We start from the raw sequence: 24,532 nt of genomic DNA on the forward strand, positions 1-24,532 counted from the left end.
CGACCGGATCCACAGGGCCGATCGGGCCGACCGAGTCCACCGGATCCACGCGACTCACCGGATTCACCCGACCCACCCGTACCACCTGAAGAATCCGAAGACCCGACCAGACCCATACGTACGCACGGCGCCGCCAACGACCGTCCGTCGCACCGACGTCCGGCCGTTCGCCGGCGTACGCCCGAGGGGGGAACCATGTCCACACAGCAGCAGCCCGTGCTGCGTCTGCAGAACCTGACCCGCGTCCACGGCTCCGGCGCCACCGAGGTGCACGCCCTGCGCGGCATCGACCTCGACGTCCACCCCGGTGAATTCGTCGCCGTCATGGGCCCGTCGGGCTCCGGCAAGTCCACCCTGCTCACCATCGCCGGCGGCCTCGACGCCCCCACCTCCGGGCAGGTCTTCGTCGAGGGCACCGACATCACCGCCCTCGGCATCAAGGGACTCGCCGCCCTGCGCCGCCGTAGCATCGGCTACGTCTTCCAGGACTACAACCTCATCCCGGCCCTCACCGCCGCCGAGAACGTGGCCCTGCCCCGCGAACTGGACGGCATATCGGCCCGCAAGGCCCGCACCGAGGCCCTCGCCGCCCTCGGCGAGATGGACCTCGGCCATGTCGCCGACCGGTTCCCCGACGAGATGTCCGGCGGTCAGCAGCAGCGCGTGGCCATCGCCCGCGCCCTCGTCGGCGACCGCCGGCTCGTCCTCGCCGACGAGCCCACCGGCGCCCTCGACTCCGAGACCGGCGAGTCCGTGCTGGCCCTGCTGCGCTCCCGCTGCGACGCCGGAGCCGCCGGCATCATGGTCACCCACGAGCCGCGGTTCGCCGCCTGGGCCGACCGGGTCGTCTTCCTGCGGGACGGCGCCGTCGTCGACCAGACCCTACGCAGCGACGCCGACTCGCTCCTGACCGGCCGGGCGGCCCAGCGGTGACGACCTGGTTCCACTCCTGGCGGGCCGCGGTCCGCATCGCCCGCCGCGACGCCTGGCGCTCCAAGGGCCGCAGCTTCCTCGTCCTCGCCATGATCGCGCTGCCGATCCTGGGCGTGAGCGCCCTGGACCTGACCCTCCGCAGCGCCGAACTCACCCCCGCGCAGCGGATGGAGCGCACCCTGGGTGCCGCCGACGCTCGCTTCTCCGACGCCCGAATGGCCGGCGTGGCCATCCTGCAGGACCCCAAGGGCGAGCAGCACAACCCGGCCGGGGACTACGACTCGCCGGGCAAGTCCTGGCCCGACGGTCCGACCGATGTCACCAAGACCATCCCGGCCGGTTCGACGGTGCTGACCGACAGCAGCGGCAGCGCCAAGCTGACCACCAGGCACGGTCTGCTCCAGGCCGAGGTCCGTGAGCTGGCCGCCGCCGATCCCGTCGCCCGGGGCATCATGCGGCTGCAGGAGGGCCGCTTCCCCGAGAAGAACGACGAGATCGCCGCGACCACCCGGTTCCTGGAGAGCAGCGGGCTGTCCGTCGGCTCCACCCTCACCGCTCGCGGCTTCGACCGCACCTATGTGATCAGCGGCTCGTACGAGCTGCCCAGCGACCTCACGGCACAGCAGGTCAACGCCCTGCCGGGGGCCTTCCTCGCGCCGTACGCCAAGGCGGTCGAGAAGGCCGGACTGCCGAAGCCCGACGTCTCCACCACCTACCTGGTGAAGAAGTCCGGTGGTTTCACGTGGAACACGGTCCAGGCGATCAACGCCAAGGGCGTCCTGGTCACCTCGCGCGCCGTGGCCCTCGACCCGCCCGCCGACTCCGAGGTGCCGCTCTACCAGAAGGAAGGCTGGGCCAACTACGAGAGCAGCGGGGCCGCCGACGCCGCCGCGCTCGCCGCCGTGGGCACGGTCGTCGGCCTGGCGATGCTGGAGATCTGCCTGCTCGCCGGTCCCGCCTTCGCCGTCGGTGCCCGTCGTTCCCGCCGCCAGCTGGGCCTCGTCGGCGCCAACGGCGGTGCCCGCAGCCACATCCGGGCCATCATGCTGAGCGGCGGCCTCGTCATCGGCGCCGCGGCGGCCCTGGTCGGCACGGTCCTCGCCCTGATCCTGACCTTCGCCCTCCGGCCGCTCATCGAGGACTACATGGGGCAGCGGTTCGGCGGCTTCACCGTCAAGCCGCTGGAACTGCTCGCCATCGCCGCGCTCGCCGTCCTCACCGGCCTGCTCTCCGCGATCGTCCCGGCCGTCACCGCCTCCCGGCAGACCGTCCTGGCCTCGCTCACCGGCCGTCGCGGCGTGCGCCGCAGCAGCCGCGTGCTGCCGCTGATCGGCCTCGGCGCCGTCCTGCTCGGCGCGGCCATCGCCCTGTACGGCTCGGTCGTCTCCGACCAGTTCGTCCTGGTCGCGGGTGGCTCGGCCATCGCCGAGTTGGGTGTGGTCGCCATGACGCCCGCCCTGGTCGGCCTGTTCGGCCGGGCCAGCCGCTGGCTGCCCCTCTCGCCGCGCCTCGCCCTGCGGGACGCCGTCCGCAACCGGGGCCGTACGGCACCCGCCGTCGCCGCCGTCCTGGCCGCCGTCGCGGGCACCGTCGCCGTCTCGACGTACGCCGCGAGCAGCGACGCCCAGAGTGTGGCCGAGTACCGGGCCAGCCTGCCGCACGGGGCCGTCGCCGCGCTCGTCACCGAGGAGGGCGGCCGGGACGTCCCCGAGGTCCGCGACGCCGTGCAGCGGACGCTGCCCGTCGACGTCCGCGCCGACGTGTTCCGGATCGCCGTCGGCAAGCCCGGCTGTGCCCCGTATGGCGAGGGCGAGGGCTGTGGCCGCTTCGAGGTCGTCACCCCGCCGGCCAACGAGTGCCCGCTGTGGGTCAGCACCCCCGACGGCTCCGACCCGGCGGAGAAGTACACCAAGGAGCAGCGGCGCGCGCTCGCCAAGGACTGGCGCTGCCTCTCGCGCGACGGCAACGGCGTCTACGTCGAGGGCGGTCTCCTCATCGCCGACGCCCCGCTCCTGAAGGTCCTCGGCATCGACGACCCGGGCGCGGCCAAGGCCCTCGCCGACGGAAAGCTCCTCAGCTTCCACAAGCCCCAGGTCGACCGGAACGGCACCGTCGGCATCAAGCTGATCACCGACCCGGAGGCCGCCGACCGCGCCGCCGAGCAGAACAAGCCGGTCCCGGGCGAGCTGAAGTCCCTCCCCGCCTACCAGGTGCCCGGCTCGCCCGACTCCTACGGACTGCAGAGCGTGTTCAGCCCCGCCGCCGCCAAGGCCGCCGGACTGACCACCGTCCCCCTCGGCGCCTTCTTCAGTACCGACCGGATGCCCAGCACCGAGGAGCGGCAGAAGCTCGACGCCGAGATCGCCAAGCTCGGCAGCGACGTCGAGCTGACCGTGGAGCAGGGCTGGGTCGACGAGAACGGGCTCGTCCTGCTCGCGCTGACCGTCTTCGCCGGCCTGGTCACCATTGGTGCGGCCGGCATCGCCACCGGTCTCGCCCAGGCCGACGCCGAGGCCGATCTCAAGACGCTCGCCGCGGTCGGCGCCCCGCCCCGGGTGCGCCGCACGCTCAGCGGCTTCCAGTGCGGTGTGATCGCCGCAATGGGTGTGGTCCTCGGCTCGGCGGCCGGTGTCCTGCCCGCGGTCGGGCTGCGGCTGACCGAGGGGCGCCAGCAGATGCGCTCCTACCAGGAGGCTCTCGACAACGGCTGGGGCGGCGCCGGTGACGCCCCGCCGTACGTGCCGATCGTCGTCCCCTGGGAGACGCTCGCCGCCCTCCTGGTGGCCGTGCCCCTCGGCGCCGCCCTGCTGGCCGCGCTGGTAACCCGCTCGCGCGGGGCGCTGGCCCGCCGCGCCGCGCACTGAGCCTCCGTTGCCGGACCGTGCACCTGGACGAGGGTGAATCACCCTCGTCCAGGGCGCGGCACTGGCGCGCCTGACAACTGCTGTTTTGCTTACGCGACTTGGTCGACCTTTGCGCGCTTAACGACCAGACAACAAACAAACCCCAGGCCACTGACCTGGGGTTTCTCTTTGGAGCGGGTGACGAGAATCGAACTCGCGCTCTCAGCTTGGGAAGCGTCGGCGCTTGGGGGACCGGATAGCCTCTGACCTGGGCATACGTACTCCGACGTGACGCCTGGGAGCGCACGTTCGCACCGTAGTTGACCGTGGTTCACCGGTCTTATGGGCACGCTATGGGCACGGAGCCGGATTGGAGGCGTGGAGGGCTCCTCCTGGCGGCTGACGGACCACCGAGCTCTGGGAGCGAACACTGGCTGGAAGGGCGCGGTTGCGGGAGCACACGGAGCAGGGCTCAGCGGCTGCAAAACAACTCGGGACGGAGGTGGCTCGGAGTGGCCCCTGCAACGCGGGCCTGCACGGGGTGGACATCGCCGAGGCGATAGAGCGGGCCGACATCGGGGAGAAGGTCTGTGAGGAGGTGTCGGTCATCCGACGGGAGGGCGCGGTGCGCGCCCTGGACCGGGCGACCACTGCCTTTGACTACGCCAACCCCGACGCCGAACAGGCGTGGATTCGCTTCTACCAGCGGCCCCGCCTGGACTCCCTAACGGTCTCCACGTACTCACAGCTTCGCCACCCCGGCCTGGGCCGGGTGGCGAAGACGCCTTGACGCACCTGGGGGACGACGACTACCGGGGCATGGAGGTCGGGCGCCGGTTCGTGGACGCCGCGACCACCACGCCCACGACCATGGGCCGCCAGCGCCTGGCGTCCATGGCCGCGCTGCTGCCACAGCAGCACAGTGCGGCGCGGGACCTTACCGAGGACATCCGGGCCGCACTCGCCGCCTGATCAGCCCTTGGCCGTCTCCTCGCTCACCCACGAGAGGTAGGCGTCACTGCCGTGTGTGACCGGGGTGGCGATGATCTCCGGCGAGTCGTAGTCGTGCACCTGCTTGATGTGCGCCTCCAGCTCCGGGTACCGCTCGGCGGTCGTCTTGTACAGCACGCGCCATTCCTGGTCCGTCTGCACTGCCCCCTCCCACCGGTACACGCTGGTGATCGGCCCATCGATCTGCGCGCAGGCCGCCACCTTGGCCTCCACCGCGCTGCGGCCAGAGCCTGGGCCTTCTCGGCGGCGTCGGTCGTGATCAGAACGGTCAGGCACTCAGCCACAGTTGGTCTCCTTCGGTACGGCGTCCCCGGGACCCCACCGGGGCTTGAGGAACATCGGCGTCAGATCGTGCGTCTGTATGTTCCGCGACGAACTACCTCAGCAGCTGGCTAGGATCACAGTCCACACAGGCTCCTGGGGAGGGACAACCAGATGGAACTGGTACCCGGCGAGTACGAGTTCACCTGCTACGAATGCGACGGCGACGGGTCTGTGCAAGTCATTCGGGGCACCGACGACGATGAACCCGAGCTCGTCTGGGATAGGTGCGACGACTGCCGCGGCGAAGGAACCTTCATCTACGACGAGAAGGAGGCGGCAGAAGCCATCGAGGCTGGCCGCACACCGCTGCGCACGCCTTCCGCTACGTAACGCCTGGCGTACGTCCTCAACCCCCGTACCTGGGTCACCCGACCCATCCAACCGGCTGCGTCGCGCGGAACGACCGCCGCGGCGGCTCCGCTCGGTAACGGCCGGCGGAACGGAGCGGAGTTGCCGAGCCGGTCACCCGTCCGTGAACAAGCCGAGCTGCGCAGCGACCGGCGCGGCCCGGTCCTCAGGCTCTAACAGCACCGGCTGTTCCCTGCCCAGCGGGGGTAGGCGCATGGAGCCGGTACAGGAGACCAGCGGCCAGCCCGGTGCGCGCCATTCGGGGTCGTAGCGGGCGAACTTGCCGTTCGGGATGGCTATGGGCCGCTGGCACACGGGACAGGTGCGGCGCGGGTACGTCACGATCACGACGCCCAGGATGCCCGCCACAGCCGACAGTGGCCCAGAGTGTGGGGAGGTCGTCCGGCTGACGGCTCCTTTACGCGTTGAGCGTTGGCGGTGCCACCGGGGTGATGCGTAGCCCGGTGCCGTGCGCTGCGGACCGCAGCACGTCCGACCAGTCCGTACCGCTCAACCAGCGCAGGCCCATTAGCTGAGCGGTCCACTCTGCGAGGTCGGCCCAGGTACGCAGTCGCTCAGCCTCGATCGTGTAGGAACCGGCTCCGGCATCCGGGTCACACGCCTTGTGGTGGGCCTGCCAGCGAACCCGCTTGGGGCCGTTGTACACGTCCATGAAGCTCCGAACCTTCCGGCCGGGGACAAGCTCGGTCCCGGTCTCCTCCTCCCAGGCACGGAATGCGGTCTCGTATCGGTTGATCTCTCCGTAGTCGATCCAGACGTACCCCTCCTCGTCGTCAACAGGGAGTTTGCAGGCATCGCAGATGATGCTGAGTTCGCGCGCGCTCATGGGGGTGATCCTCCCTCCCGGGCGGCACCGGCCGCAGGGAGTTGGGCTGAGAGGGTCGTGAGGGTGGACGCCCGTTTTCCCGCCGCCCGGCGCAGAAACGGTCCATATTGCGACGCTCGGCGGGCGGTGGCCCGGTGTCCGTTTCACACCACCTTCCGCTGTCGCAAAGCCCCACCTGCGGGGTGGAACCCGGCTCCGCCTGCCGCACGAACTCCGGCAAGGTAGCGCCGAAGTACCACACCCCGCGCTTCGGCAAAGTGCCATCCCCTGCCCGCTCCCTGGAGGTCCGCACCCCCAGCGACCGCCGGCCGGGCACGCTGTGGACACCCGGGCCGCCTGTGGCCGCTCCGCCGTCCCGGCCAGCCTGCACCTGGATCCCATGTCAGACAACGGCAGGCGCGACACCTGTCGTGCGCGCCTGCCGCGTTGTGGCCTTTCAGCCCCGCGGTGCGACGCGGATACGGTTCCCGTCAGGATCGGCTGCGAGGAAGGTCAGCCCGAACCCCGCATCATGAGGCTCGTGAAGGATCGTGACGCCCTTGGACTGCCACTGCTTGAAGATCGCGTTGAGCTCGTCGGGCCCACCGTCGATGGCCAGGCACACCTCACTGGTGCGCGGGACATCCGGTGACAGATCCTCGAACTGGTCAGACCACAGAGCGAGGTCAGCGCCTGGCCCGAGGTCGAAGGTGATGTATCCCGGAGTCTCGAACGAGGGGCTCATGCCGAGGAGGTCGCCGTAGAAACGAGCTGCGGCGGGAGCGTCGTTCACGTAGACGATGGACACGACGGATGTGGTCATGGTTGTTCCTTTTCGCAGGTCGGAGGTACGCATCCACCAGCCTGACCGGGATATGCGACGCATCGTGTCGCAGTTCCTGAAAAGATCGGTGTGTGACCCCAGATCGCTTCTTCTCCCTGATGCTGCTCCTCGCATCGAGGGATGCCGTGACCACACAGGAACTTGCCTCGGCGCTCGGGGTGTCCCTTCGAACCATCACCCGGGACCTGAACTGGCTCCGCGACGCCGGTCTGCCGGTGACCGCACAACGGGGCCGCCTCGGAGGCGTGGCCATGCTGCCCGGGTCCGGGCTCGACCTCACGCGACTCACGCCGGGCGAGCGTGATCATCTGTCGCTCACCGGGCTGGATGAGAAGCAACGTGCGGAGCTCAACGCATCCGTCGAAAGCCAGCGGGCGCTCTCCAAGATCGTCGCTACACAGCCGCGTCGAGTTCATGAGCTCCTGCCGCTCACCGACGTGGTGCACGTGGACAGCCGTCCCTGGCTCCAGGCACGAGCTTCCGGCACGACTCCGGCTTCGCTGATCGGCGCAGTGCGGCGAGGTCGTCGGCTACGGATCGAGTACGACAGCCCACGCGAGTCATGCCCACGCGACCTGGTCGTGGATCCCTACGGACTGCTCGCCAAGGCCGGCATCTGGTATCTCGTCGCCGACTGTGCCCAAGTGCCGCGGATGTACCGACTCGAACGGATCACGACGTGGAAAGAAGTCGACCAGCCACGACGGATCCGCGAGAGCCAGACCCTGGCCACCGTCGCCGCAGCGCTCATTGATCGGTGGGAACACAACCATGCGATAGAGGTAAGCGCCACCATCGACCAGACCCAGATCGAGCGAGCGCAACGGATCTTTGGCCAACGACTCGTCCGGGACGACCATGAAGAATCCGCCACCGGCCACAAGGTAACAATCCGCTTCCTACATCTGGAGGACGTGCGAGCACTACTGCCGTTCGGGAGCACCATCACTGTGCACGACCCCACCGAAGCCAGGGCTCACCTCCGCGACCTCGCCACCAACCTTGCCCACCACTATGCGCCGTCACCAACGTCCTGACCCGCAACACCTAGTGTCAGCGAGCGTTCAAAGATCGCCAGGATGCTGTGATCTCGCGGGCAACGGCGCATGGATTCGGCCTTGGGCGTCGGGGTGTTGTGCCTGCAAGATGTTGCCGTGAGTAAGAAGTCCGAACCCTTCGTCGTGATGATGACCCTCGACAGAGAGACGTCATCCGTGGTGCTGACTCGCTCGGACGGCAAGGAGGCTCGGCAGCCGATGGGCCAGTCACCGTTTGAGAGCACAAGCCTCCTCTCGCGGTTGCACTACTCGCCTGCTCTCGGCGGCTTGCTTGCCGTCACGTGCAAGGGCGATGACATCGCCTTTGAACTGCCTGCTCGTGACCTTGACCAGCTTGAGCGTCGTCTCGTCGTATACCTGGACCAGAACATGTGGCGCCCGGTCAGCGAGGCCCTGCAAGGTGGGGCGACAGTAGAGAGTAAAGATCGAGATGCGGCAGATCAGTTGGCCGAGTGGGTACGGGACCGTCGTATCGTCCTCCCGGCTTCCGCCGGCCACTACCACGAGACGACGAAGTGGTCGTTGGCGGACAAGCGGTACCGTCTCGGCTTGACGATCCTCCAACTCAGCCGGGGATGGCAGATGCGGGATCCGCTTCAGGTACGGCGTGACGAAATCGGCGGGATGTTCCGCGGTTGGCTAGGCCAGGGCGATGACGTGCGAGCGGCGTCTGTATTCACGCTCGCACCCAACTCGCTCCATTCAGCAAGTCGATTGACATCCTACTCACCGCCTTCGGATTTCTCCGTCGCCGACGCTTTTCGCATGGTCTCCCTGACGTCTGCTTCCGCGTACATCGACGTCATGCTCGACACCGAGCGGGTTGAGCCTGGGCCAGAGCCCGGATGGGTCCAGTCCAATCAGCAGTTCAGCGATTGGCTGGATGGCCAGAACTGGGACTCGCAACAGAAGCGGCGATCTATTGACGCCTTCCTGTTCGCCGACCTTCAGCGCGACCTGGCAGAGGGGGCACACGCGGCCGGTCTCTCTCCGCAGGACCTCCAACAGTGGGGGCAGAAGCAGCCGATGGACGGCCTCAGCACATTGCCTGCGACCGGGCTCTATCGCGAAATGCTTCACAACCGCCACCTCAACAAGGGCACGACTTGGCAGAGGAACGACCTCACGGACATGATCTACCTGTCGTGCGCGGCCGGGTATGCGGACTTCGTGGTCTGCGAGCGACACATGCGGGAGCCGTTGGAGCGAGGAGTCAGACGTCTTGGGCTACGCACGAAGGTGTTTCGCCGCCTGAGCGAGGCCGTGGTGGCCGTCGGCCAGGCTTTGGAACAACAGGCGCACGACACCAGTGCTTCCACGAAGAAGGAGTCGTAGGGTCGTCGGCGCCCTACTCCTCGGTCGGTGGGGCATGCTGCGGGTTCGGTGTCCCAGCCGTGTGCAACGAGGCGGCGAGGATCCGGCAAACCTCAACTCGCTGCCTTTGGTCGCAGCCCTCCAAAAGCCGCTCCAGGCGGCGAAGCACTGCCAGGTCCCGCCCGCAACGTGCGATCACGCCCAGGACCACGCATGCCGGCACTCCGAGCACCATCACGGACAAGGTCATGCGACGTAGCCCTTCTTGATGTACTTCACGGCCTCCCGAGCCTTGTTGCCGTACGGGCACGAACTGTGGCGATTCAAGATCACTGTGCGATCGCCGAGGTGAGCCGAGTGACGAGAGAACAACTCGATTGCGTTCTCCCGTGGCAGACCGTCAGCGATGCCGTGAGCCAAGAGGTTTGCGCAGAGGGTCTCCACGGTGTCACCGCAGCACCACTCGATGACAAGATCACCGGAATGATGCGTATAGCAGTTGGCGAACCCGTGCGGCTCTGCTGTCCTGTTCACCAACCGTGGACAACGCAGAATTCGACTCATCAACAGATCGCGCACCCGTAGGTCCGCGCTGCCTTCCGAGTCGCCCCACTCCTCGGCCTCCTGCCTTTCGTCGCGAGAGAGGCCGCCAGGGGCGCGCTTCCAAAGAAGCACTTCACCCTCGCGCGCGGACGGTAGGCGCATTCGACCGTGATCGGAGCGGGTCACGGTGACTTGCGCCGGGCTGAGGGCGTCGTGGAGAACCACGCGGTCCCTGTTCCCTCGGATGCGAAGCCCGGGGACTCCGCGGATGCCGCCGTAGATGTGATCGAACCGTGGCAGGAGCTCACGCAGAACCTCGTCCGCCATGTCGGACTCCAGGGTCAGTTCCAAGCTCTGACCGTCTGGCCCCGCTTCACGCACGCCAAGAAGAGCACCGTTGAGTTGACGGTCCTTGAAGCTGCTTGCCAACGCATGGGCCATGTGCGCTTCTAGACGGCGCTGATGAGTATCGACGGCGTCTGCGACAGAGGATCCCAGATAGACGTTGGCCTGCCGGGCGAGCCTAGAAGCGGTCGAGAGCGTGAGTGACGTCTGGTTGCGGATCTTCTTGGCCAGACGGTTGGTGTTGCGTGAGCTGGACATGCGTCGGCCCTCCTTGTTTGCCGCCCGGCGACGACAAGAAGAGACAGATCGGATGTCCTAAGGCGTACTGACTGCCAACTGCGGTGACTCTCAAGAGCCCACTGCTCGCTCCGGCGCCGGGACCGGATGTAGCGAGACACGCTGCCGCAGCAGCGCCGCACACAACGTACACCAGGATCTTGCACTCCATCCGGAGAATCGACGCCAGGCGGAGCCACCAGGTGCCTTGTCACCGAGCGTACGAGACGCATGATCTGGGTAGTCCAGCCGAATCCCTCACCGGGCAACCCGACGGTCATCGCCTCTAGCCGGTCCCAGGAGGAAGAAATGAATCGCAGTTTGGAGATTCGGGCGTCGAAGATCTTCAAGAAAGAGCAGGGCGAGATTTTATGGCCGTACGGGCTCGCTGTCCCGAAGCAGCGACGCAGTCAGCTCAGCCCGGAACAGTACGAGGAGACTGCTGCACACGTGCGCGTGGCTCAACAGGTCATCGTCGATTGGGCAGAAGACCATGGTCTGCGCTGCAGCGAGAGCGGATGCTGCCCGAAGTGGCTGTTGCGCAACGCCAGCAGGCAGTGTGAATCTGATGCCTGTGGCAAGTACGGTTCTGGCTCTCGCGACGACGAGAGCTGGCTTGATCACCCGGTCTACTGGATAAAGGACGGGCTGCCGGCGGCGATCACGTCCGCGCCGTATTCAGTGAGCGAGGAGGACCGACGTCGCATCGAACAGTGGAAGGAATCCGGCCTCGTAGCGGCGTTCGGCGGACCGGGTTGGTACGGGTTCGGCACGACACAGATCGTCATGTGGCATCCCAAACGCCTTACTTCCGTCTGCCTGGCAGAAGATGCCGATCGGCTCTTGCGCCACAGCAAATAGCCGTAGCGAATTACCCTCCCGGACGTTGTGCAATCCATCCGCGAGGGTGCTGGGCGGACCGATGGTTACGACGACTGGGTGAGCCGAAGCAGACGGCGATCCGTATCGGCAACGTCATGGCGATTGTGTCCGTCAGCCCTGGCCTTGTTGGTGCTCATTTGGAGAAAACCGTCGATAAAGCTCACCACGTGGGTTGAGACCGCTGTCCTCGGGCTATCGCATGCCTTCGACGCACGCGGAGACCGCTTTCGGCAAGCTGGCGAAGTCGGTCTTCAGCGGGCTGAGGCGCTCGACGAGGCTGGACAGTCTGATGGACTTCTGGGTCGGGCAGCGTTCGTCTAAAACACGGGTGGGCAGGACATAGAAGGTCCATTGGTCGAGGTCCAGGGGATCGAGGGTCTGCTTGTCCTGGTGGTGCAGCAGGCAGAACACGTACACGTCCGAGCGGCGCATTACCTCCGCTGAGGTGGCGCCGGTCTGGGCGTCCCAGCCGGAAGCCGGCGCGATGCCGAACTCGATCTTCGACAGCTGGGGTTGTGCCCACGACTGCAGGTAAGCCGCCGATTTCACCTCCACGCGCCACTTCTCGGGCGTACGGATGTCAACGGTGTCCCATTCGGTGCGTGTGCCGATCGCGGCGCCCAGTGCCGTGGCCACGAGGTACTCGGCCAGGACGCCGCGCATGGTGTTGTTGGCGAGGTCGGAGCAGGCCCAGCTCCAGAAGTCGCCGAGTCTTCCCACCGTTTCGCCGTTGGCCCGTATCAGCTCACTGCTGCTGCGGCGTGTGATGGCCAGCGGACCAAGATCGGCACTCATGTGTCCTCCAGACGACGACGTGGGGCGATGCTGATCCTGACAGCAGGCACTGACAACGGTGTTGGGCTCCTGCCCTCGCATAGGGTGCGACGGCTGTAGGCCACCGGATGAAAACACATGACGGGCCTGACCAGGATCGGTCGGGCCCGTCACGCGTTCTGGAAGCTAGTGCTCTGGCCGGACTCTCTCAACGGATTCGCCGACCGTGGCTTCAGGCGAAGGCGAGGGCGCGGAAGGCGTTGCGGACGTCGGTCAAGGGCTGGCGGTCGCGGGTGTAGTAGAGCTTGTTGGTCAGTAGCACTGCCCAGCGCCCCCGTTGGGGCGAGATCCACATGCCGGTGCCGGTGAAGCCGTAGTGGACCCAGATGTCGTCATCGGGGTGGGTGCCAGGGGCGGGGTGCCAGAACAAGCCGCGCGCGGGTTCGAGGGTACCGGTCTGGACGGTCAGTGACTGTCTGGTCCAGGTGGGGCCGAATCCGGCTCGCCCCAGGCTGGTTGAGGTGTCCAGCATGTGGCGCAGGAAGAGGGCGAGGTCGTCGAGGACGGTGAAGGCGCCGGCGATCCCGCACACTCCGCCCAGGAGCCGGGCGGAGAAGTCGTGGGCGACGCCCTTGAGGTGAGTGTCGCTGTCCTGGTCGAGTTCCGTCGGCGCGCATCGGGCAGCGATCTCGGCGGGCAGCGGCCCGAAGCGGGTGGAGGCCATGTTCAGCGGCTGCCAGATCCGTTCCGTGGCGAGCCGATCGAGGCGCTGGCCGGAGAGGTGCTCGGCGAGGTAGCCGAGGATGAGGGCGGCCCGGTCGGTGTACTCGACCGCCTCGCCGGGAGGGCGATGAAGGGCCTCGTGGAGGACGCCGTCGCGCACGTCCTGTGGGTCGATGCCGTAGAGGTTCTTCAGCTGAGCCCGCAGGGGGACGCCGGCGGTGTGGGTCAGCAGCTGGCGGGCGGTTACGGCCCCGAGCGGGTGGCCGGCGACTTCGGGCCAGAAGTCGTTGAGGGGGACGTCGAGGTCGAGCTTGCCTTCCTCCCATAGGGCGCCGATGGAGGACCAGACGGCGACGACCTTGGTGAGGCTGGCGGCGTCGAAGACGGTGTCGCGCCGCATCGGCGTGTCCGGCTCGTCGGGGTCGAGGACCCCGGTGGTGCCGTGGGCGGAGGTCCCGGCGGAGTCGCCGACGGCCCACACGGCGCCTGGGTAGACCTTGTCGCGGACGCCTTCGTTCAGGAGCTGCTCGATGCGGTTGATGCGATCGGTGCGGTACGTCATAGTCTCCCTGTTCGCCGTGGGCATCCCGCCGGGCCAGCGTAGTGAGGTGGGGTGGGTAGGACTGGCGGTGCGATGGTGTGTCGGATTTCAGCCCGCGGCATCGGCGTACTTGCTGTCGGGCCGTCGCCAGCAGGGTCGCTCGCCCTGTTCAGACGAGCTGGCGGCTGAGGTCGGTCAGCGCCTGGGCGGTCGACGAGAGCGGGTAGCGGGCGGCGTTCGCGTAGCCCGCCTGCCTCAGGGCGGGCAGGAGGCCGGGTGTGGTCCGTAGCCGATCCAGGTCTCGGGCGAGGGCGGCGGAGTGAGTGAAGTCGGTGGCCGAGCCGGAGGTGGCGAGCACTTCGTTGAGGCCGGGCACGGGCTGGTAGAGGACGGGCAGTCCGCAGGCTTGGGCCTCCAATGCGACTAGGCCCATGGCCTCCAGGGTGGTGGACGGCATGACGAGTACGTCGTGCTCGGTGAAGGCTTTCCACAGCTGTGGACGGCGGAGCCAGCCGAGGTAGCGGGCTCTCATGCCTGCTCGTTGCAACAACGGGGCCAAGGCATGGAATTGGGCTCGGGGCGCGGCCATGCTCAGTTCGACGCCCGGCATCGGGGCCAGGCTCTTGATCAGGGCCTCGACGCCCTTCTCGGAGGTCAGCCGTCCGGCGTAGAGCAGGCGCAAGTGGCTGGAGGAGGTGCGGGCGGGCCGGGGCGGCGGATCGGTGAGCAGGTGATCGGGGATGCCCCAGGGTATGAGGGTGACCTTCCGGCGGCCGACGTTTGGGGCGAGCTTGCGGAGGCGGTCGGCCATTGCCCCTGTGGGTACGACGATGGCGTCGGCCGCCCTCGCGGTCTCGCGCAGTACCTGCAACTGGTCGCGGTGGGCCTCGGCGAAGATCAGGTCCGTGCCGTGGACCAGGGCGATGCGGGGATGCAGTGGGAGCGCCCGGATCAGGGCGGGGGTGGCGCCGAAGGTGAGGTGCTGTAGGTGCAGTACGCCGATCTGAGCTGGGTCGATCGCGACCGCTAGAGCCTTGCGCAAGGCTGCGACGTAGCGGCCGAAGGCAGGGCCCTGAAGGCATTTCCCGGCCACGGACAGCAGGTCGAGTCCGGCGGGGACGCGGTGTCTGGGGCCCGACGGGCCCAGCATGAAGGCGCGTGCGGGGATGAGAGGGCGGTCGCCGGTGTAGAGGTCGAGGAAGAGCTCGACGCTGCCGCCGGGGCTTCCAGTGGGCAAGTCCAGGAAAGTGGCGGCCATCGGCCCCGTGGTCGGCTCGGGGCTCACAGGACTCCTCCGGGAAGCTCTTCGTAGAGTCGGGAGATGTCGATGCCGTCCGTCGCCGCGTACTTGGCGGGCTGCTGCTGATAGCTGGCCGGTATGCCGTAGGCGGTGAGGAAGACGAGCTTGCCGAAGGTCATGCCCGGATAGATCCGTACTGGTTTGGCGGCGCGGATCTCCAGGGTCCAGCGGATGGCGTGGCCCTGGTGGCCGAGCGGGGCGGAGACGTGCACCCAGATGCCGAGGGAGCCGATGGTGCGATCGCCGTTGAGCATCTGCGCGTACGCTTCCGAACCCGTCCGCTCGTGTGTGACACCGAGGTAGAGCAGCCCGGGCTCCAGCACCAAGCCCGTGGTGGGGATGGACTGCTCGGTGAACGCGGTGGGGACGGCGGCGTCCAAGGCGCCGGCGCAGACACGGATTGTGCCGCCGAGCCGCCAGTCGTAGGAGTTCGGGGAGAGCCGGGCGGGGTCGTAGGGGTCGATCGTGATCTCGCCGGTCTGGATTGCGGCGTCGATCTCGGAGCCGGTGAGGATCACGACGCGACCGCCTCGATTCCCGCTACGTCCTGCCAGTACCGCGATGGCTGCGGGCCGTGGGCGGCCTGGTACTTGCCACGGTAGAGGTCGATGGCGCCGGTGGAGACGAAGAACATGATCTGCCCGATCTTCATGCCAGCGTAGACCCGTAAGGGACGGATCGGGGAGAGCATCAGCGTCCACTGGCCGTGGAAGCCGATGTCTCCGATGGGGGCGGTGATCTCGACGAACAGCCCGAGCCGGCCGACGGAGGAGCGGCCGAACAGCAGCGGCACGAAGGCATTGGAGCCGACCTGTTCGAGGGTGTGGCCGAGGTAGAGCTCGCCGGGCTGGAGTACGTATCCGCCCTGGCCGATCTCGATCGCGCGCGTGGGGTTGGGGCGGTGGGCGTCGATCACAGGGGCGGTGTAGGTCAGCAGCGTGGGGCCGAGGCGGACGTTGTAGCTGTTGGGGTTGACCTGGTCCGGCTCGAAGGGGGTGATGGTCAGACGGCCGTCGTGTGCTGCGGCGGTGATCTCGTGCCCGGTGAGGATCATTGCTCGCCTCCTTCGGGTGAGTCGGCGGTGGAGGGGAAGGGCGGCGTGGTAAGGACGCGGCGTACGGCCTGCCCCAACCGCAGGCCGGCCTGATGCGTACGTCCGCCGAGGTGGCTGTCGGCGAGGTAATCGGTGGTCAGCACGCTGCGTATCGCCGACGGCAACGGCAGGGGTGTGGGAGTGATGACCAAGGGACCGACGCGTTCAGTGAGGTGGTCGAGCAGCTTGTCGCGGCCGTGGGCGTGTTCGTCGGGGAGGAAGGCGTGGACGAGCTGGTTGTCGAAGGGCTCGATGGCCAGCAGGTCGCCGAGTGTCAGGACGTCGCCGAGCGGAGTGGGGCGCAGGGCGGTCTCGTTGAGGATCACCGCGTCCGCGCCGAGACCGGAGTGCAGGCGGCCGGCGATCTCTGTCAGCAGGTGGCGTCGGTCCAACGTGGTGTTGCGGTAGGGCTCGTTCACGGTGCCGATCCGGCTCGTCAGCGTCCGTGCGACGAAGGCGATCCTGGCGTGCAGCACGGCGAGGTCCTCGGGGACCGCGGCCGAGTCCGGGAAGGCGCAAGCGCGGGCGATCCAGCCGCCGCTGACGGGCTCGGCGGCGGCGTATCCGCGGCCGAGTTCGAGGCCCTTGACGACGAGGGTGTCGCCGACGGGCGCAGGGCCGTAGGTGTCGCTGTGGCAGTGGCCGGAGAAGATGACGTCCGCGAACGGGCACGTGGCGGCGAGCTTCAGGTCTTCGTCAAAGCCGGAGTGGGACAACACCATCCAGGCGTCGGCGCGGTGGTGGTGCTCCAGCATCAACTCACGTAGGGCCTGGGCCGGGTCGGCGACATGCTGGCCTGCGCGCTGGCCAACGGGGATCGCGTTGAACGCTTGCGGTCCGATCACCGCGGTCACGGCGACTCGACGGCCGCCGATGCGTTTGATGTGTACCCGGTCGAAGAGGGGGTTGCCGTCGCCGCCGAACACGTTGGCGCACACCGTCATCTCATGCAGCCCTGGTTCGAAGTAGTGCGGCCAGCCGTGGTTTCCCGGGGCGAGCAGGTCGTACAGGCCGGTGAGGATCTCGTGCTCGATCCGGCCCTTGCCGAAGCGGTAGAAGCCGCTGCCCTCGAAGAAGTCGCCGCAGTCCACGATCAGGCTGTCGGCTTTGGCGGCGTGGAGGTGGGTGAGCATCGGGGCGGCCGAGTCGAAGGCGGAGTGCACGTCGGTGGTGGCGGTGATCCGCCGGAGTTGTCGGCTCATGGGGTGACCTCGCAGATGTCGGCGCCGAGGGCGTGCAGCTTGGTGGGCAGGTCGGCATGGCCGCGCCGGAGCTGTTCGAGCCCGCCGAGGGTGGTGACGCCGCGGGCGGTCAGGCCGGCGATGAGCAGGGCGGAGCCTGTGCGGATGTCGGTGGCTTCCACCCCGGCGCCGTTCAGGTACTGAGGGCCGGTGAAGCGGCACTCGGTGGACGAGTGCTCGTGGATCTCGGCACCGAGGCGGGCGAGTTGGGGCAGCAGGTTGCCGTGGCGGCCGGGGTTGATCGTGTCGGCGAACAGATGGGTGCCGGGGCGGGTGAGGGCCAACGCCATCAGCGGTGGTTCGAAGTCGGCGTCCAGACCGCCGGGCGCGAGGGAGGCGACGGCTCGCAGCGGCTTGCCGGTGGGGCGGGCGGCCTGGGCCCGCACGGTGAGCACACCGTCCTCGGTGCCGGCAGGCACGCCAAGCTGTCGCAGGGCGGTGACCAGCGGAGTCACGTCATCGCCGCTCACACCGCAGATGCGGGCGTCGCCGCCGGTCACCGCGACCGCACAGGCCAGGGTGCCGGCCTCGATCTTGTCGCCGGGTACGCGCCAGGCGATGGTCTCCACGGGGGCGGACGGGCGCGGTACGAGAGTCAGGACGGACTCGCTGACGCGGCACTCCCACCCGGCCATCCGCAACGCGCCGACGACGCTGAGCACTTCTGGTGACAGGTTCGGCTGGCCAAGACGCAGCGGCCGTCCGGTGACGGCCGCGCGCAGGAGAGCGGCGATGCTCGCGCCCCGGGAGCGGAAGGGCAGCGTGATCGAAACCGTTTCGGCGGTCCGGGAGGCTGCTGCCTCCACGACGTAGCCGTGGTCGTCGACGGTCGTGCGGTCGCCGAACCGCTCGTAGACCTTGAAGTGCTGCTCCATCCCGCGCCGCCCGATCCGGCAGCCGCCCGGCCAGGGAAGCCGTGCTCGCCCGTATGCGCCCAGCAGCGCGGGTACGAGGTAGTACGAGGCCCGGATGCGGGCGGCGGTCTCGGCGGCAGGTCCCGGCTGGGATTTGTCGCTCGGCAGGATCATCACGGTGTCGGGATCGCTGACGGGGCGGGCCGTGTGCCAGCCGGTCTGCTGAAGCAGGGTGACCATGGTCTCGACGTCCGTGTTCGCCGGAACGTTGGCCAGCTGCACCGAGCGGTTCAGCGCAGCGGCGGCGGCCAGCAGGGGAAGGGCGGCGTTCTTGGACCCGTCGACAGTCACGGAACCGGTCAGCGGGCTGCCCGGCCGGACGGCGACTACTTCGGCGGCGACGGGGGGAATCCGTACGGCTGTCAACAGTCAACTCCTCTGCAAAGGAAGGGGGCGTGAGGTCTGGACCGGATCGCTGACCTCGAACTCGGCCCAGCAGCGCTTGCCTGCCGGCATCGGATCGAACCCGTGGCGATCCGCGAGTGCGGCGACGAGGAACAGGCCGCGTCCGCCCTCCTCGTCCGCGCCGGGCAGACCGACCTGTGGGACGTCGGGGCTGGTGTCGGTCACCTCGATCAGCAGACGCGCGTCGCTCAGGCGGGCACCGGCCGAGATGGGCCCTTTCCCTGCATGCCGTACCGCGTTCGTGATCAACTCTGCGGCCACCAGCTCCGCCGTCTCCAGTAGCTCCGGCTCCAGGAGGGCGCCCCATGCCCGTATCGCACCCGCGAGCCGCTGCCGCGCGGACGCCGCGGCAGCAGACGTGCCGGAAACGGGAAAACGGACGTGGTGCGCTTCCATGAGCGGCCTCCTGGATCGGTGCTGCTCCTCCACGCAACCGCGTCAGGGACAAGCGGAACCAGGCCGTGTGCTGGGGCTGCATCACCTATGCAGGAGCTGCATCACAGCCAATTGCCCCTCGGCTACGCTCGGTTGAGCAGGCAGGATCGGCGACGGCAGGAGGAGCCGTGGCACAGATGGCCGAGGCACAGAGTGAAGCGAGACGGATCGGTGAAGTGATCCGTCAGGCACGCGTGTTACAGCGGCGCTCCCAGAAGGACGTCGCCGCCGCACTGGGGTATCACCAGTCGAAGGTGAGCCGCCTGGAGAGCGGCCGGGGCACACAGGACGTCCGCATGCTGCGCGAGGTCGCGCAGGTGCTGGACATTCCACCGCACCGCCTTGGCCTCGCCGCCGCTTCGAATGCCAGCCCCTCGGACCCTGAGACAGAGGACATGCACCGCCGTACCTTCCTCGCCGCCGGCATCACCGCGCTCGCGGCTCAGCCTTCGCTCGCCGCACCCCATCACGATCTGGTCCAGGTCCTGCTGCCCGGCACCACTCCCGTGGCCACCGGCCAAGTCCTGGGCATCAACGAGCTACGCGACCGGACACGGACCGCACGCCGGCTGTTCTGCACGTGCGACTACACCGAGCTGGAGCGGACCCTGCCGAGCCTGATCGCCGACCTGCGCCGGGCCACCGACGGCTCATCCGGCTCGGCCGACGCGTCCGCGCTGCTCGCGACCGCCTACCAGACGTCAGTGAGCCTGCTGCTGAAGCGAGCCGATCAAGGCAACGCCTGGCTCGCTGCCGGTCGCGCCATGGCCGAGGCGGAACGGTCCGGAGACCCCGTCGCCCTCGCCGCCAGCGTCCGCGTTCACGCTCACGTCCTCGTCCGCGAGAAGCACACCGCACAGGCCGTGAACATCATCCGCCACACCGCCGACCAGCTCACCGGCTCCTACGACCAGCGCTCGCCGCGCTACCTGGCAGCGGTCGGCCTGCTGCTGCTCCGCGGGGCGACCGCTGCCAGCAGGAACGGCGACCGGGACACCACCGAGGACTTCCTCACCGAGGCTCGGGAGGTCGCGCGCTACGTCACCTTCGACCGGCCCGACGCCTGGGCGAACTTCAGCCCCACCAACGTCGCCCTCCACCAGGTCAGCGCGGCCGTCTCCTTCGGGGACGCCGGCATTGCCCTGAAGACCGCCCGCCCCCTCATGCGCCGGCACATTCCCGTCCCCGAGCGTCGCGCCGCCCTGTGGGTCGAGGCCGCCCGCGCCTACAACCAGCAGGGCCGCCTCGCCGACGGGTACCAGGCGCTGCGCATCGCCGAAAGCTGCGCGGCCCAGGACATCCGCCGCCCCGCCGTCCGGGAACTGGTGGCGGATATGGCCGCCCGCGACCGCCGCCGTACGCTGCCCGCACTGCATCACTTCAGCCGTCAACTGGGAGTCCCCGCGTGAGCGACCAGCCCGACCAGCAGGCCAAGAAGCCGTTCCTGTACATCGTCGTGTGCGCTGCTGGGGTCGCCGGCGACGTCGGCAAGCTGATCACGGCTGCTCAAGAGGCGAACTGGGACGTCGGTGTCATCACCACTCCGCAGGGCCTGGGGTTCATCGACACGGAGGCGGTCGAGGCCCAGACCGGCTACCCCATCCGCTCGGCCTGGCGCTCACCCGGCGATCCTCGTCCGCTGCCGCCCGCCGACGCCATCGCGGTGGCGCCAGCCACCTTCAACACGGTCAACAAGTGGGCGGCAGGGATCTCCGACACCCTGGCACTGGGCATCCTGTGCGAGGCGTACGGCATGGGCATCCCCACCGCAGTCCTGCCGTACGTGAACTCGGCCCAGGCCGCCCATCCCGCGTACCGGCAGAGCCTGGAACGACTGCGCGAGATGGGCGTGCTGATCGGCTCGTACGAGCCGCATCGGCCGAAGGCCGGCGGCGGGGCCGACCGCTACCGCTGGGAGGAGGCGCTGGAACTGCTCACTCCCAAGGTGTCCGAGAGGCCGTAATCAGCGCCGCCGTGCCGACTGGGGCTGCGGGGGAGGAGCCGCTGCCGCAGGCTGGACGGGAGTAGCCCGGGCTGCCTCGGCTCGTGGGCTGGGCGGATGGCGTTCGCCGAGGCGGCGGATGCGCCAGGTCAGGGCGCGGGCGGGGCTGCGGGCGTCGTCCAGGGTGCGCTGGCCGAGCGCCTGGTCGAGGACGGTGGCCGCGTTGTGTCCCGCTGCTTCGGCCTCGGCGAGCACGGTGGCGAGTGCGTCCCAGGCGGGATCGTGGAGGATGCGCTCGACGTGTTCGGGGACTGCCTGCTGGAGGTGGTGGGCGTAGCGGCGTTTGGTCTGCGGGCTGGGTGCCCGGCTGGCGAGGCTGGCCAGGACCGGCTCGGCGACCTGCGCGTACGCCACCTGCAAGTGGAGGAGGGTCTGTTCGGCTGCGGCCTCCTGCTGTGCGTGCTGACGGGTGCGGTGCCAGTGAATCGCGAACGCCACCGCGGTGAGCGCGGCATCCAGGAGCATCGCGAATCCGGCCCCGTCCCTGTCCTGGGGCCGGTCACGCCAGATCGCCTGGACGCTGCGGCGCAGGACCCGGGTGCTGTCGAGGTCGGCGGCGATGCGGGAGCGGGTGGCCCGCTCGAAGACGGCGGCGGCCTGTTCGAGTCCGGCTTTGAGCGCGGCCGGTGCGGTGACGGGCAGGAGGTCCAGTGCGGCGCCGAGCGCGATGAGCTGTCCTTGGGCGGCGTGCTTGTCGCCGTGGGTGAGGTGGTGGGGGATGCGTTCGGTGGCGTTGGTGGCCTGGTGCCACGGATTGCCGGGCCGGACAGCCGCCGGTTCGGGGCTGGTGGTGGCGAGGCGTCGGCGGATCTGGGGGAGGGAGAGGTCGGGGGCGAGGGTGGAGCCGGAGTAGAAGACCGGCTCGCCCTTGTCGTTGGTGTCGCCGAGCAGGGCGAAGTTGCAGCCGAGCGCGTCCCCGGACGGGCCGCGCTTGAGGCGCACGCTCACGCCGGTGGCCTCCAGCAGGGCGAAGAACTCGGCCTCGTCGGCCGCGGCGGCGACGGCACGGCGGACCCGCAGGCGCAGGACCTCGCGGGAGGTGGCGTCCTGGCCCAGGCGCTTGGCCTTGAAGTGTTCCTTGCTGGTGGGGCGCTTGGCGGCCGTGCCGTCCCCCGGCTTCAACCGCCTCAGCCCGTAGTCGACCTCGATCTGGCGGGCTTCACGCTGCACGGCGCGCTGGTCGTAATCACGCTTGGGACGGCGGCCGTCCTGGCGTACGAGGGTGGCGGCGATGTGGATGTGGTCGTCGGCGTGACGGACGGCCACCCAGCGGCAGGCTTCCTCGTCGCCTGCGGGGGCGATGCCGGCGGCGGCCACGATCCGGCGAGCGATGTCGGCCCACTGGGCGTCGGCGAGGATCGGGTCTTCGGGTGCGGCACGGACGGGGCAGTGCCACACGGTGTACTTGGGTGCCTTGTCGCCGAGCATCTTCACGGGCTGGTCGAGCTGCGCGGCGAGCTGCGCCTCTACCTCCTTCGGGTCGCGGTGGGGGCTGCGGCCCGGGTCTGGGGCGAAGTCGTTCCACGAGGCCACCAGGTGCGGGTCGATGTGCTCGTTGGCCCGGCCCTTGCCGAAGAGATAGCCGATCGTGCGGCGCGTGGCCTCGGGCCCCTTGCCAAGGATGATCTTCGGAATCAATGGCTCACCGCCCCTTGGCGATCTGGGCGACCGCGGTGTCCACCTCGGCGATGGACGCCTCGACGTGGTCCAGAAGCCGTTGGACGGTGTGGGGATGGGGCCAGGCGCCGTCCTTGTTGAGGTGCCAGGTGAGCTGGTTGAGGTTGTTGCCGACGCCGCCGAGCTGCCGGTTGGCGGCCAACAGCGCCTTGACCATGGCGCGGTAGTCGGCGACGGCCGCAGTGGGATCGTCGGCACGGGCGGCGGCGAGCGCGCACTCGGCGACATAGCCGCCGGGCTGCATGCGGCTCAGGGCGGCGGCGTTCTGGACGAGGGCGAACTCGTGGTCGTTGTAACGGGGGTGGACGCGGCGCTCGCGCAGCTGCTTGTCACGCAGACGGCGACGCGGTGCAGGCTGCTGCGGCACATTCGACGACGGCTCACTGCCCCCACTCCCGGTCGGCTCCCCCGGGCCGACCCACCCCGGCGCCTCCGCGCCGGATGCCTCCGCCTCCCCTGGGGCGGGGGCCGGGTAAGGACTCCTTACCCGACAACTTGCTGCGCGGTTGTCTGGGGCGATGGGAGTCTCCTGCCGGTTGGTGTGTTCGTGGTGTCGGTCGTGCACGAGTGGTTCTCCAGGGTGTGTTCGGAAGGGGAGCTGAGCCGCCGGGGCGCCGACCGACGGCGGACGAGGGCCGTGGCCGGAGCAATTCGGCGGGTGGGATCTGGACAGAGCAACCGAGGTCGGCGCTGCCGGGGCCGGGGCTATGGATGCAGAGAGCGCAACGGGGACCGGTCCCCACAGCGCTGCGGTGCACGGTCCCCAAACGCTTGGGGACGGGGATGCGACGCTCATCGGGGACGGTCCCCCTGACGCATCGTCACGGGGACCGTCCCATTCCCTGCACGGTCGCGGTCCCCGAGGGGGACTGGGAACGGGCTGCTGCGGGGTCGGTCCCATCGCTGGGGACGCTCTGGGGACCGGCGCGAAATGCCATCTGAGCTGCGGTTTAATCGGGGACCGGTCCCCTCTCGGTCCCCGATGCGCCGTCGTCACGGCCCCCGCCATGAGGTGATCGTGATCGCGGGGACCGTCGGGGACCGAGGTTCGGTCCCCGATCTTCGCGGGCTCGGTCCCCGGGACGCGGCCGTCAGGATGTCCTCGTCGATCGCGTGAGGCTCGTCCGGGACCGATCGATCGTAGGATGGCGCAGCTGCGAGAGGAGCGAGGCGGGGCTGCGTCATGCAGCGCGCTGTCGGTCGAGCCGGGCGGTGGCGAGATCGATGCGCGACGGGTGGGGAGTCGCACGTACGGCGTTGCCCCTGGCGGTGCCGTCAGGGTTCGTCCGCCGTTGACGGCACGGGGCACCCGCAGGTGCCTGGCACCACTCGCATCGGACGCTGAGCGCGTCGGGGACGCCGCTGGTGCCGGCAGCTTCGCGCGCGGCGCGGGTCGGACGGTAGCGGGCCAGCTCGGCGCGGACGGCCGGCGGGATGGACGACCCGATCTCGCGCAGGCGCTCCTCGACGTCACGGGGCCGGCCACCGCTGATGATCTGCCGGTACGTCGAAGGAGCGGCCAGACCGGCGGCGACAGCGTTGCGGGACCGGAGCAGCTCGGCACGCCAGGCGGCCGGATCGTCCGGGTCGGCAGCCGGTGTGGGGTCCGTGTGCCGGGCGAGGCGGTCGCGTCGGTGGGCGTGCCACTTGCGGGCGACGTCCACCGGGAGGATCGGGTACGGCGAGTCGAGGACGTGGGACCGTATCGCCTCGCGGACGTCCCAGCCGTGGGCGGTGGCGAAGGGCACGTCGTCGAGCAGCTCCCGCCACTGGGCGATCTGGTCACGGGCCTCGCCCGGGCCGGTGCGGATGGTGCGGGGGTCCAGGCGGCCGATGTAGGCGAGGATGGCGGCGATTTCGTTGCGCTCCAGGGGTGGTTA

The 24,532-nt window shown here is 69.0% G+C and carries 26 protein-coding genes and 1 pseudogene; 11 read left to right on the top strand and 16 right to left on the bottom strand.

Annotation, left to right across the window (positions count from 1 at the left end):
* Window positions 1-195: 195 nt before the first annotated feature.
* The 4 genes from SLINC_RS24100 (at window position 196) to SLINC_RS24115 (ending at window position 4,748) form a co-directional block, all read left to right on the top strand.
* Entirely contained in the window at window positions 196-933 is a 738-nt protein-coding gene (locus tag SLINC_RS24100) for an ABC transporter ATP-binding protein (protein ID WP_067436846.1), read from the top strand.
* A complete protein-coding gene (locus SLINC_RS24105) occupies window positions 930-3,797 on the top strand; it encodes an ABC transporter permease (RefSeq protein WP_067436849.1) in 2,868 nt (955 codons plus the stop codon). The genes SLINC_RS24100 and SLINC_RS24105 overlap by 4 nt, the downstream gene beginning before the upstream one ends.
* 481 nt (window positions 3,798-4,278) lie before the next feature.
* The gene (locus SLINC_RS24110) at window positions 4,279-4,566 is read left to right on the top strand and encodes a hypothetical protein (RefSeq protein WP_152039013.1); all 288 of its coding nucleotides are present in this window, start codon (window positions 4,279-4,281) and stop codon (window positions 4,564-4,566) included.
* Window positions 4,563-4,748 carry a hypothetical protein gene (locus SLINC_RS24115; protein ID WP_067436854.1) on the top strand — a complete coding sequence of 62 codons (186 nt, stop codon included), beginning with the start codon at window positions 4,563-4,565 and terminating at the stop codon, window positions 4,746-4,748. The genes SLINC_RS24110 and SLINC_RS24115 overlap by 4 nt, the downstream gene beginning before the upstream one ends.
* Here the strand turns inward: SLINC_RS24115 and cutA are convergent.
* A pseudogene (gene cutA / locus SLINC_RS24120) lies at window positions 4,749-5,071 on the bottom strand (divalent-cation tolerance protein CutA). It lies immediately after the preceding gene.
* A 151-nt stretch (window positions 5,072-5,222) separates the two neighbouring features.
* On the opposite strand from cutA, the gene SLINC_RS24125 reads away from it, so the two are divergent.
* Entirely contained in the window at window positions 5,223-5,441 is a 219-nt protein-coding gene (locus SLINC_RS24125; protein WP_067436857.1) for a hypothetical protein, read from the top strand.
* Window positions 5,442-5,573: 132 nt separating this feature from the next.
* Here SLINC_RS24125 and SLINC_RS24130 read toward each other — a convergent pair whose 3' ends face one another.
* Window positions 5,574-5,807, bottom strand: coding sequence for a hypothetical protein (locus SLINC_RS24130; RefSeq protein WP_079165153.1), 234 nt, complete (start codon window positions 5,805-5,807; stop codon window positions 5,574-5,576).
* 70 nt (window positions 5,808-5,877) lie between these two features.
* Window positions 5,878-6,306 (bottom strand): hypothetical protein, encoded by a 429-nt coding sequence (locus SLINC_RS24135; protein WP_067436860.1) that lies wholly within the window; start codon window positions 6,304-6,306, stop codon window positions 5,878-5,880.
* Window positions 6,307-6,488: 182 nt separating this feature from the next.
* On the opposite strand from SLINC_RS24135, the gene SLINC_RS50455 reads away from it, so the two are divergent.
* The gene (locus tag SLINC_RS50455; RefSeq protein WP_418361230.1) at window positions 6,489-6,821 is read left to right on the top strand and encodes a hypothetical protein; all 333 of its coding nucleotides are present in this window, start codon (window positions 6,489-6,491) and stop codon (window positions 6,819-6,821) included.
* On the opposite strand, the gene SLINC_RS24140 is transcribed toward SLINC_RS50455, so the two are convergent.
* The gene (locus SLINC_RS24140; RefSeq protein ID WP_067436863.1) at window positions 6,743-7,108 is read right to left on the bottom strand and encodes a VOC family protein; all 366 of its coding nucleotides are present in this window, start codon (window positions 7,106-7,108) and stop codon (window positions 6,743-6,745) included. The genes SLINC_RS50455 and SLINC_RS24140 overlap by 79 nt on opposite strands.
* Window positions 7,109-7,200: 92 nt before the next feature.
* Between SLINC_RS24140 and SLINC_RS24145 the strand changes: the two genes are divergently transcribed.
* Both SLINC_RS24145 and SLINC_RS24150 read left to right on the top strand, forming a co-directional pair.
* Entirely contained in the window at window positions 7,201-8,166 is a 966-nt protein-coding gene (locus tag SLINC_RS24145) for a helix-turn-helix transcriptional regulator (protein WP_067436866.1), read from the top strand.
* 117 nt (window positions 8,167-8,283) lie between these two features.
* On the top strand, window positions 8,284-9,522 hold the full coding sequence (locus SLINC_RS24150; RefSeq protein ID WP_182449185.1) for a hypothetical protein: 1,239 nt from the start codon (window positions 8,284-8,286) through the stop codon (window positions 9,520-9,522).
* 225 nt (window positions 9,523-9,747) lie between these two features.
* On the opposite strand, the gene SLINC_RS24160 is transcribed toward SLINC_RS24150, so the two are convergent.
* The gene (locus SLINC_RS24160) at window positions 9,748-10,647 is read right to left on the bottom strand and encodes a hypothetical protein (protein WP_067436875.1); all 900 of its coding nucleotides are present in this window, start codon (window positions 10,645-10,647) and stop codon (window positions 9,748-9,750) included.
* Between the two features lie 249 nt (window positions 10,648-10,896).
* Between SLINC_RS24160 and SLINC_RS24165 the strand changes: the two genes are divergently transcribed.
* Window positions 10,897-11,526 (top strand): hypothetical protein, encoded by a 630-nt coding sequence (locus tag SLINC_RS24165; RefSeq protein WP_159425359.1) that lies wholly within the window; start codon window positions 10,897-10,899, stop codon window positions 11,524-11,526.
* A gap of 213 nt (window positions 11,527-11,739) precedes the next feature.
* On the opposite strand, the gene SLINC_RS24170 is transcribed toward SLINC_RS24165, so the two are convergent.
* The 8 genes from SLINC_RS24170 to SLINC_RS24205 form a co-directional block, all read right to left on the bottom strand.
* The gene (locus SLINC_RS24170) at window positions 11,740-12,342 is read right to left on the bottom strand and encodes a hypothetical protein (protein WP_067436881.1); all 603 of its coding nucleotides are present in this window, start codon (window positions 12,340-12,342) and stop codon (window positions 11,740-11,742) included.
* Between the two features lie 211 nt (window positions 12,343-12,553).
* Window positions 12,554-13,606, bottom strand: coding sequence for a serine hydrolase domain-containing protein (locus SLINC_RS24175; protein ID WP_067436884.1), 1,053 nt, complete (start codon window positions 13,604-13,606; stop codon window positions 12,554-12,556).
* Window positions 13,607-13,754: 148 nt separating this feature from the next.
* On the bottom strand, window positions 13,755-14,843 hold the full coding sequence (locus tag SLINC_RS24180; RefSeq protein WP_170068304.1) for a glycosyltransferase family 4 protein: 1,089 nt from the start codon (window positions 14,841-14,843) through the stop codon (window positions 13,755-13,757).
* A 23-nt stretch (window positions 14,844-14,866) separates the two neighbouring features.
* Window positions 14,867-15,403, bottom strand: a complete 537-nt coding sequence (locus tag SLINC_RS24185; protein ID WP_067436890.1) for a dCTP deaminase — start codon at window positions 15,401-15,403, stop codon at window positions 14,867-14,869.
* Window positions 15,400-15,939, bottom strand: a complete 540-nt coding sequence (gene dcd / locus SLINC_RS24190) for a dCTP deaminase (protein WP_067436894.1) — start codon at window positions 15,937-15,939, stop codon at window positions 15,400-15,402. The genes SLINC_RS24185 and dcd overlap by 4 nt, the downstream gene beginning before the upstream one ends.
* Window positions 15,936-17,180 carry a metallophosphoesterase gene (locus SLINC_RS24195; protein WP_067436897.1) on the bottom strand — a complete coding sequence of 415 codons (1,245 nt, stop codon included), beginning with the start codon at window positions 17,178-17,180 and terminating at the stop codon, window positions 15,936-15,938. The genes dcd and SLINC_RS24195 overlap by 4 nt, the downstream gene beginning before the upstream one ends.
* Window positions 17,177-18,499, bottom strand: coding sequence for a UDP-N-acetylglucosamine 1-carboxyvinyltransferase (locus tag SLINC_RS24200; protein ID WP_182449184.1), 1,323 nt, complete (start codon window positions 18,497-18,499; stop codon window positions 17,177-17,179). Before SLINC_RS24200 ends, SLINC_RS24195 begins: the two co-directional genes overlap by 4 nt.
* Window positions 18,500-18,502: 3 nt before the next feature.
* The gene (locus tag SLINC_RS24205) at window positions 18,503-18,934 is read right to left on the bottom strand and encodes an ATP-binding protein (protein ID WP_067436901.1); all 432 of its coding nucleotides are present in this window, start codon (window positions 18,932-18,934) and stop codon (window positions 18,503-18,505) included.
* A 176-nt stretch (window positions 18,935-19,110) separates the two neighbouring features.
* Between SLINC_RS24205 and SLINC_RS24210 the strand changes: the two genes are divergently transcribed.
* Window positions 19,111-20,382 carry a helix-turn-helix domain-containing protein gene (locus SLINC_RS24210; RefSeq protein ID WP_079164694.1) on the top strand — a complete coding sequence of 424 codons (1,272 nt, stop codon included), beginning with the start codon at window positions 19,111-19,113 and terminating at the stop codon, window positions 20,380-20,382.
* Window positions 20,379-20,936, top strand: coding sequence for a flavoprotein (locus SLINC_RS24215; RefSeq protein WP_067436904.1), 558 nt, complete (start codon window positions 20,379-20,381; stop codon window positions 20,934-20,936). The genes SLINC_RS24210 and SLINC_RS24215 overlap by 4 nt, the downstream gene beginning before the upstream one ends.
* Here SLINC_RS24215 and SLINC_RS24220 read toward each other — a convergent pair whose 3' ends face one another.
* The 3 genes from SLINC_RS24220 to SLINC_RS24230 all read right to left on the bottom strand — a co-directional run bounded on the left by SLINC_RS24220 (window position 20,937) and on the right by SLINC_RS24230 (window position 24,523).
* Window positions 20,937-22,613 (bottom strand): mobilization protein, encoded by a 1,677-nt coding sequence (locus tag SLINC_RS24220; protein ID WP_067436907.1) that lies wholly within the window; start codon window positions 22,611-22,613, stop codon window positions 20,937-20,939.
* Between the two features lie 4 nt (window positions 22,614-22,617).
* Window positions 22,618-23,019: a plasmid mobilization protein gene (locus SLINC_RS24225; protein WP_067436910.1), complete on the bottom strand. Its 402-nt coding sequence runs from the start codon at window positions 23,017-23,019 to the stop codon at window positions 22,618-22,620.
* An 814-nt stretch (window positions 23,020-23,833) separates the two neighbouring features.
* Entirely contained in the window at window positions 23,834-24,523 is a 690-nt protein-coding gene (locus SLINC_RS24230; protein ID WP_067436913.1) for a zinc finger domain-containing protein, read from the bottom strand.
* Between the last annotated feature and the right edge of the window lie 9 nt (window positions 24,524-24,532).

Source organism: Streptomyces lincolnensis (assembly GCF_001685355.1).
In the GTDB taxonomy this organism is placed as follows: domain Bacteria; phylum Actinomycetota; class Actinomycetes; order Streptomycetales; family Streptomycetaceae; genus Streptomyces; species Streptomyces lincolnensis.

Coding starts and splice junctions, on each gene's coding strand:
- SLINC_RS24170 (WP_067436881.1), bottom strand. CDS start 12,342: ATGAGTGCCGATCTTGGTCCGCTGGCCATCACACGCCGCAGCAGCAGT.
- SLINC_RS24195 (WP_067436897.1), bottom strand. CDS start 17,180: ATGAGCCGACAACTCCGGCGGATCACCGCCACCACCGACGTGCACTCC.
- SLINC_RS24100 (WP_067436846.1), top strand. CDS start 196: ATGTCCACACAGCAGCAGCCCGTGCTGCGTCTGCAGAACCTGACCCGC.
- SLINC_RS24160 (WP_067436875.1), bottom strand. CDS start 10,647: ATGTCCAGCTCACGCAACACCAACCGTCTGGCCAAGAAGATCCGCAAC.
- SLINC_RS24125 (WP_067436857.1), top strand. CDS start 5,223: ATGGAACTGGTACCCGGCGAGTACGAGTTCACCTGCTACGAATGCGAC.
- SLINC_RS24135 (WP_067436860.1), bottom strand. CDS start 6,306: ATGAGCGCGCGCGAACTCAGCATCATCTGCGATGCCTGCAAACTCCCT.
- SLINC_RS24210 (WP_079164694.1), top strand. CDS start 19,111: ATGGCCGAGGCACAGAGTGAAGCGAGACGGATCGGTGAAGTGATCCGT.
- SLINC_RS24205 (WP_067436901.1), bottom strand. CDS start 18,934: ATGGAAGCGCACCACGTCCGTTTTCCCGTTTCCGGCACGTCTGCTGCC.
- SLINC_RS24165 (WP_159425359.1), top strand. CDS start 10,897: ATGATCTGGGTAGTCCAGCCGAATCCCTCACCGGGCAACCCGACGGTC.
- dcd (WP_067436894.1), bottom strand. CDS start 15,939: ATGATCCTCACCGGGCACGAGATCACCGCCGCAGCACACGACGGCCGT.
- SLINC_RS24140 (WP_067436863.1), bottom strand. CDS start 7,108: ATGACCACATCCGTCGTGTCCATCGTCTACGTGAACGACGCTCCCGCC.
- SLINC_RS24175 (WP_067436884.1), bottom strand. CDS start 13,606: ATGACGTACCGCACCGATCGCATCAACCGCATCGAGCAGCTCCTGAAC.
- SLINC_RS24180 (WP_170068304.1), bottom strand. CDS start 14,843: ATGGCCGCCACTTTCCTGGACTTGCCCACTGGAAGCCCCGGCGGCAGC.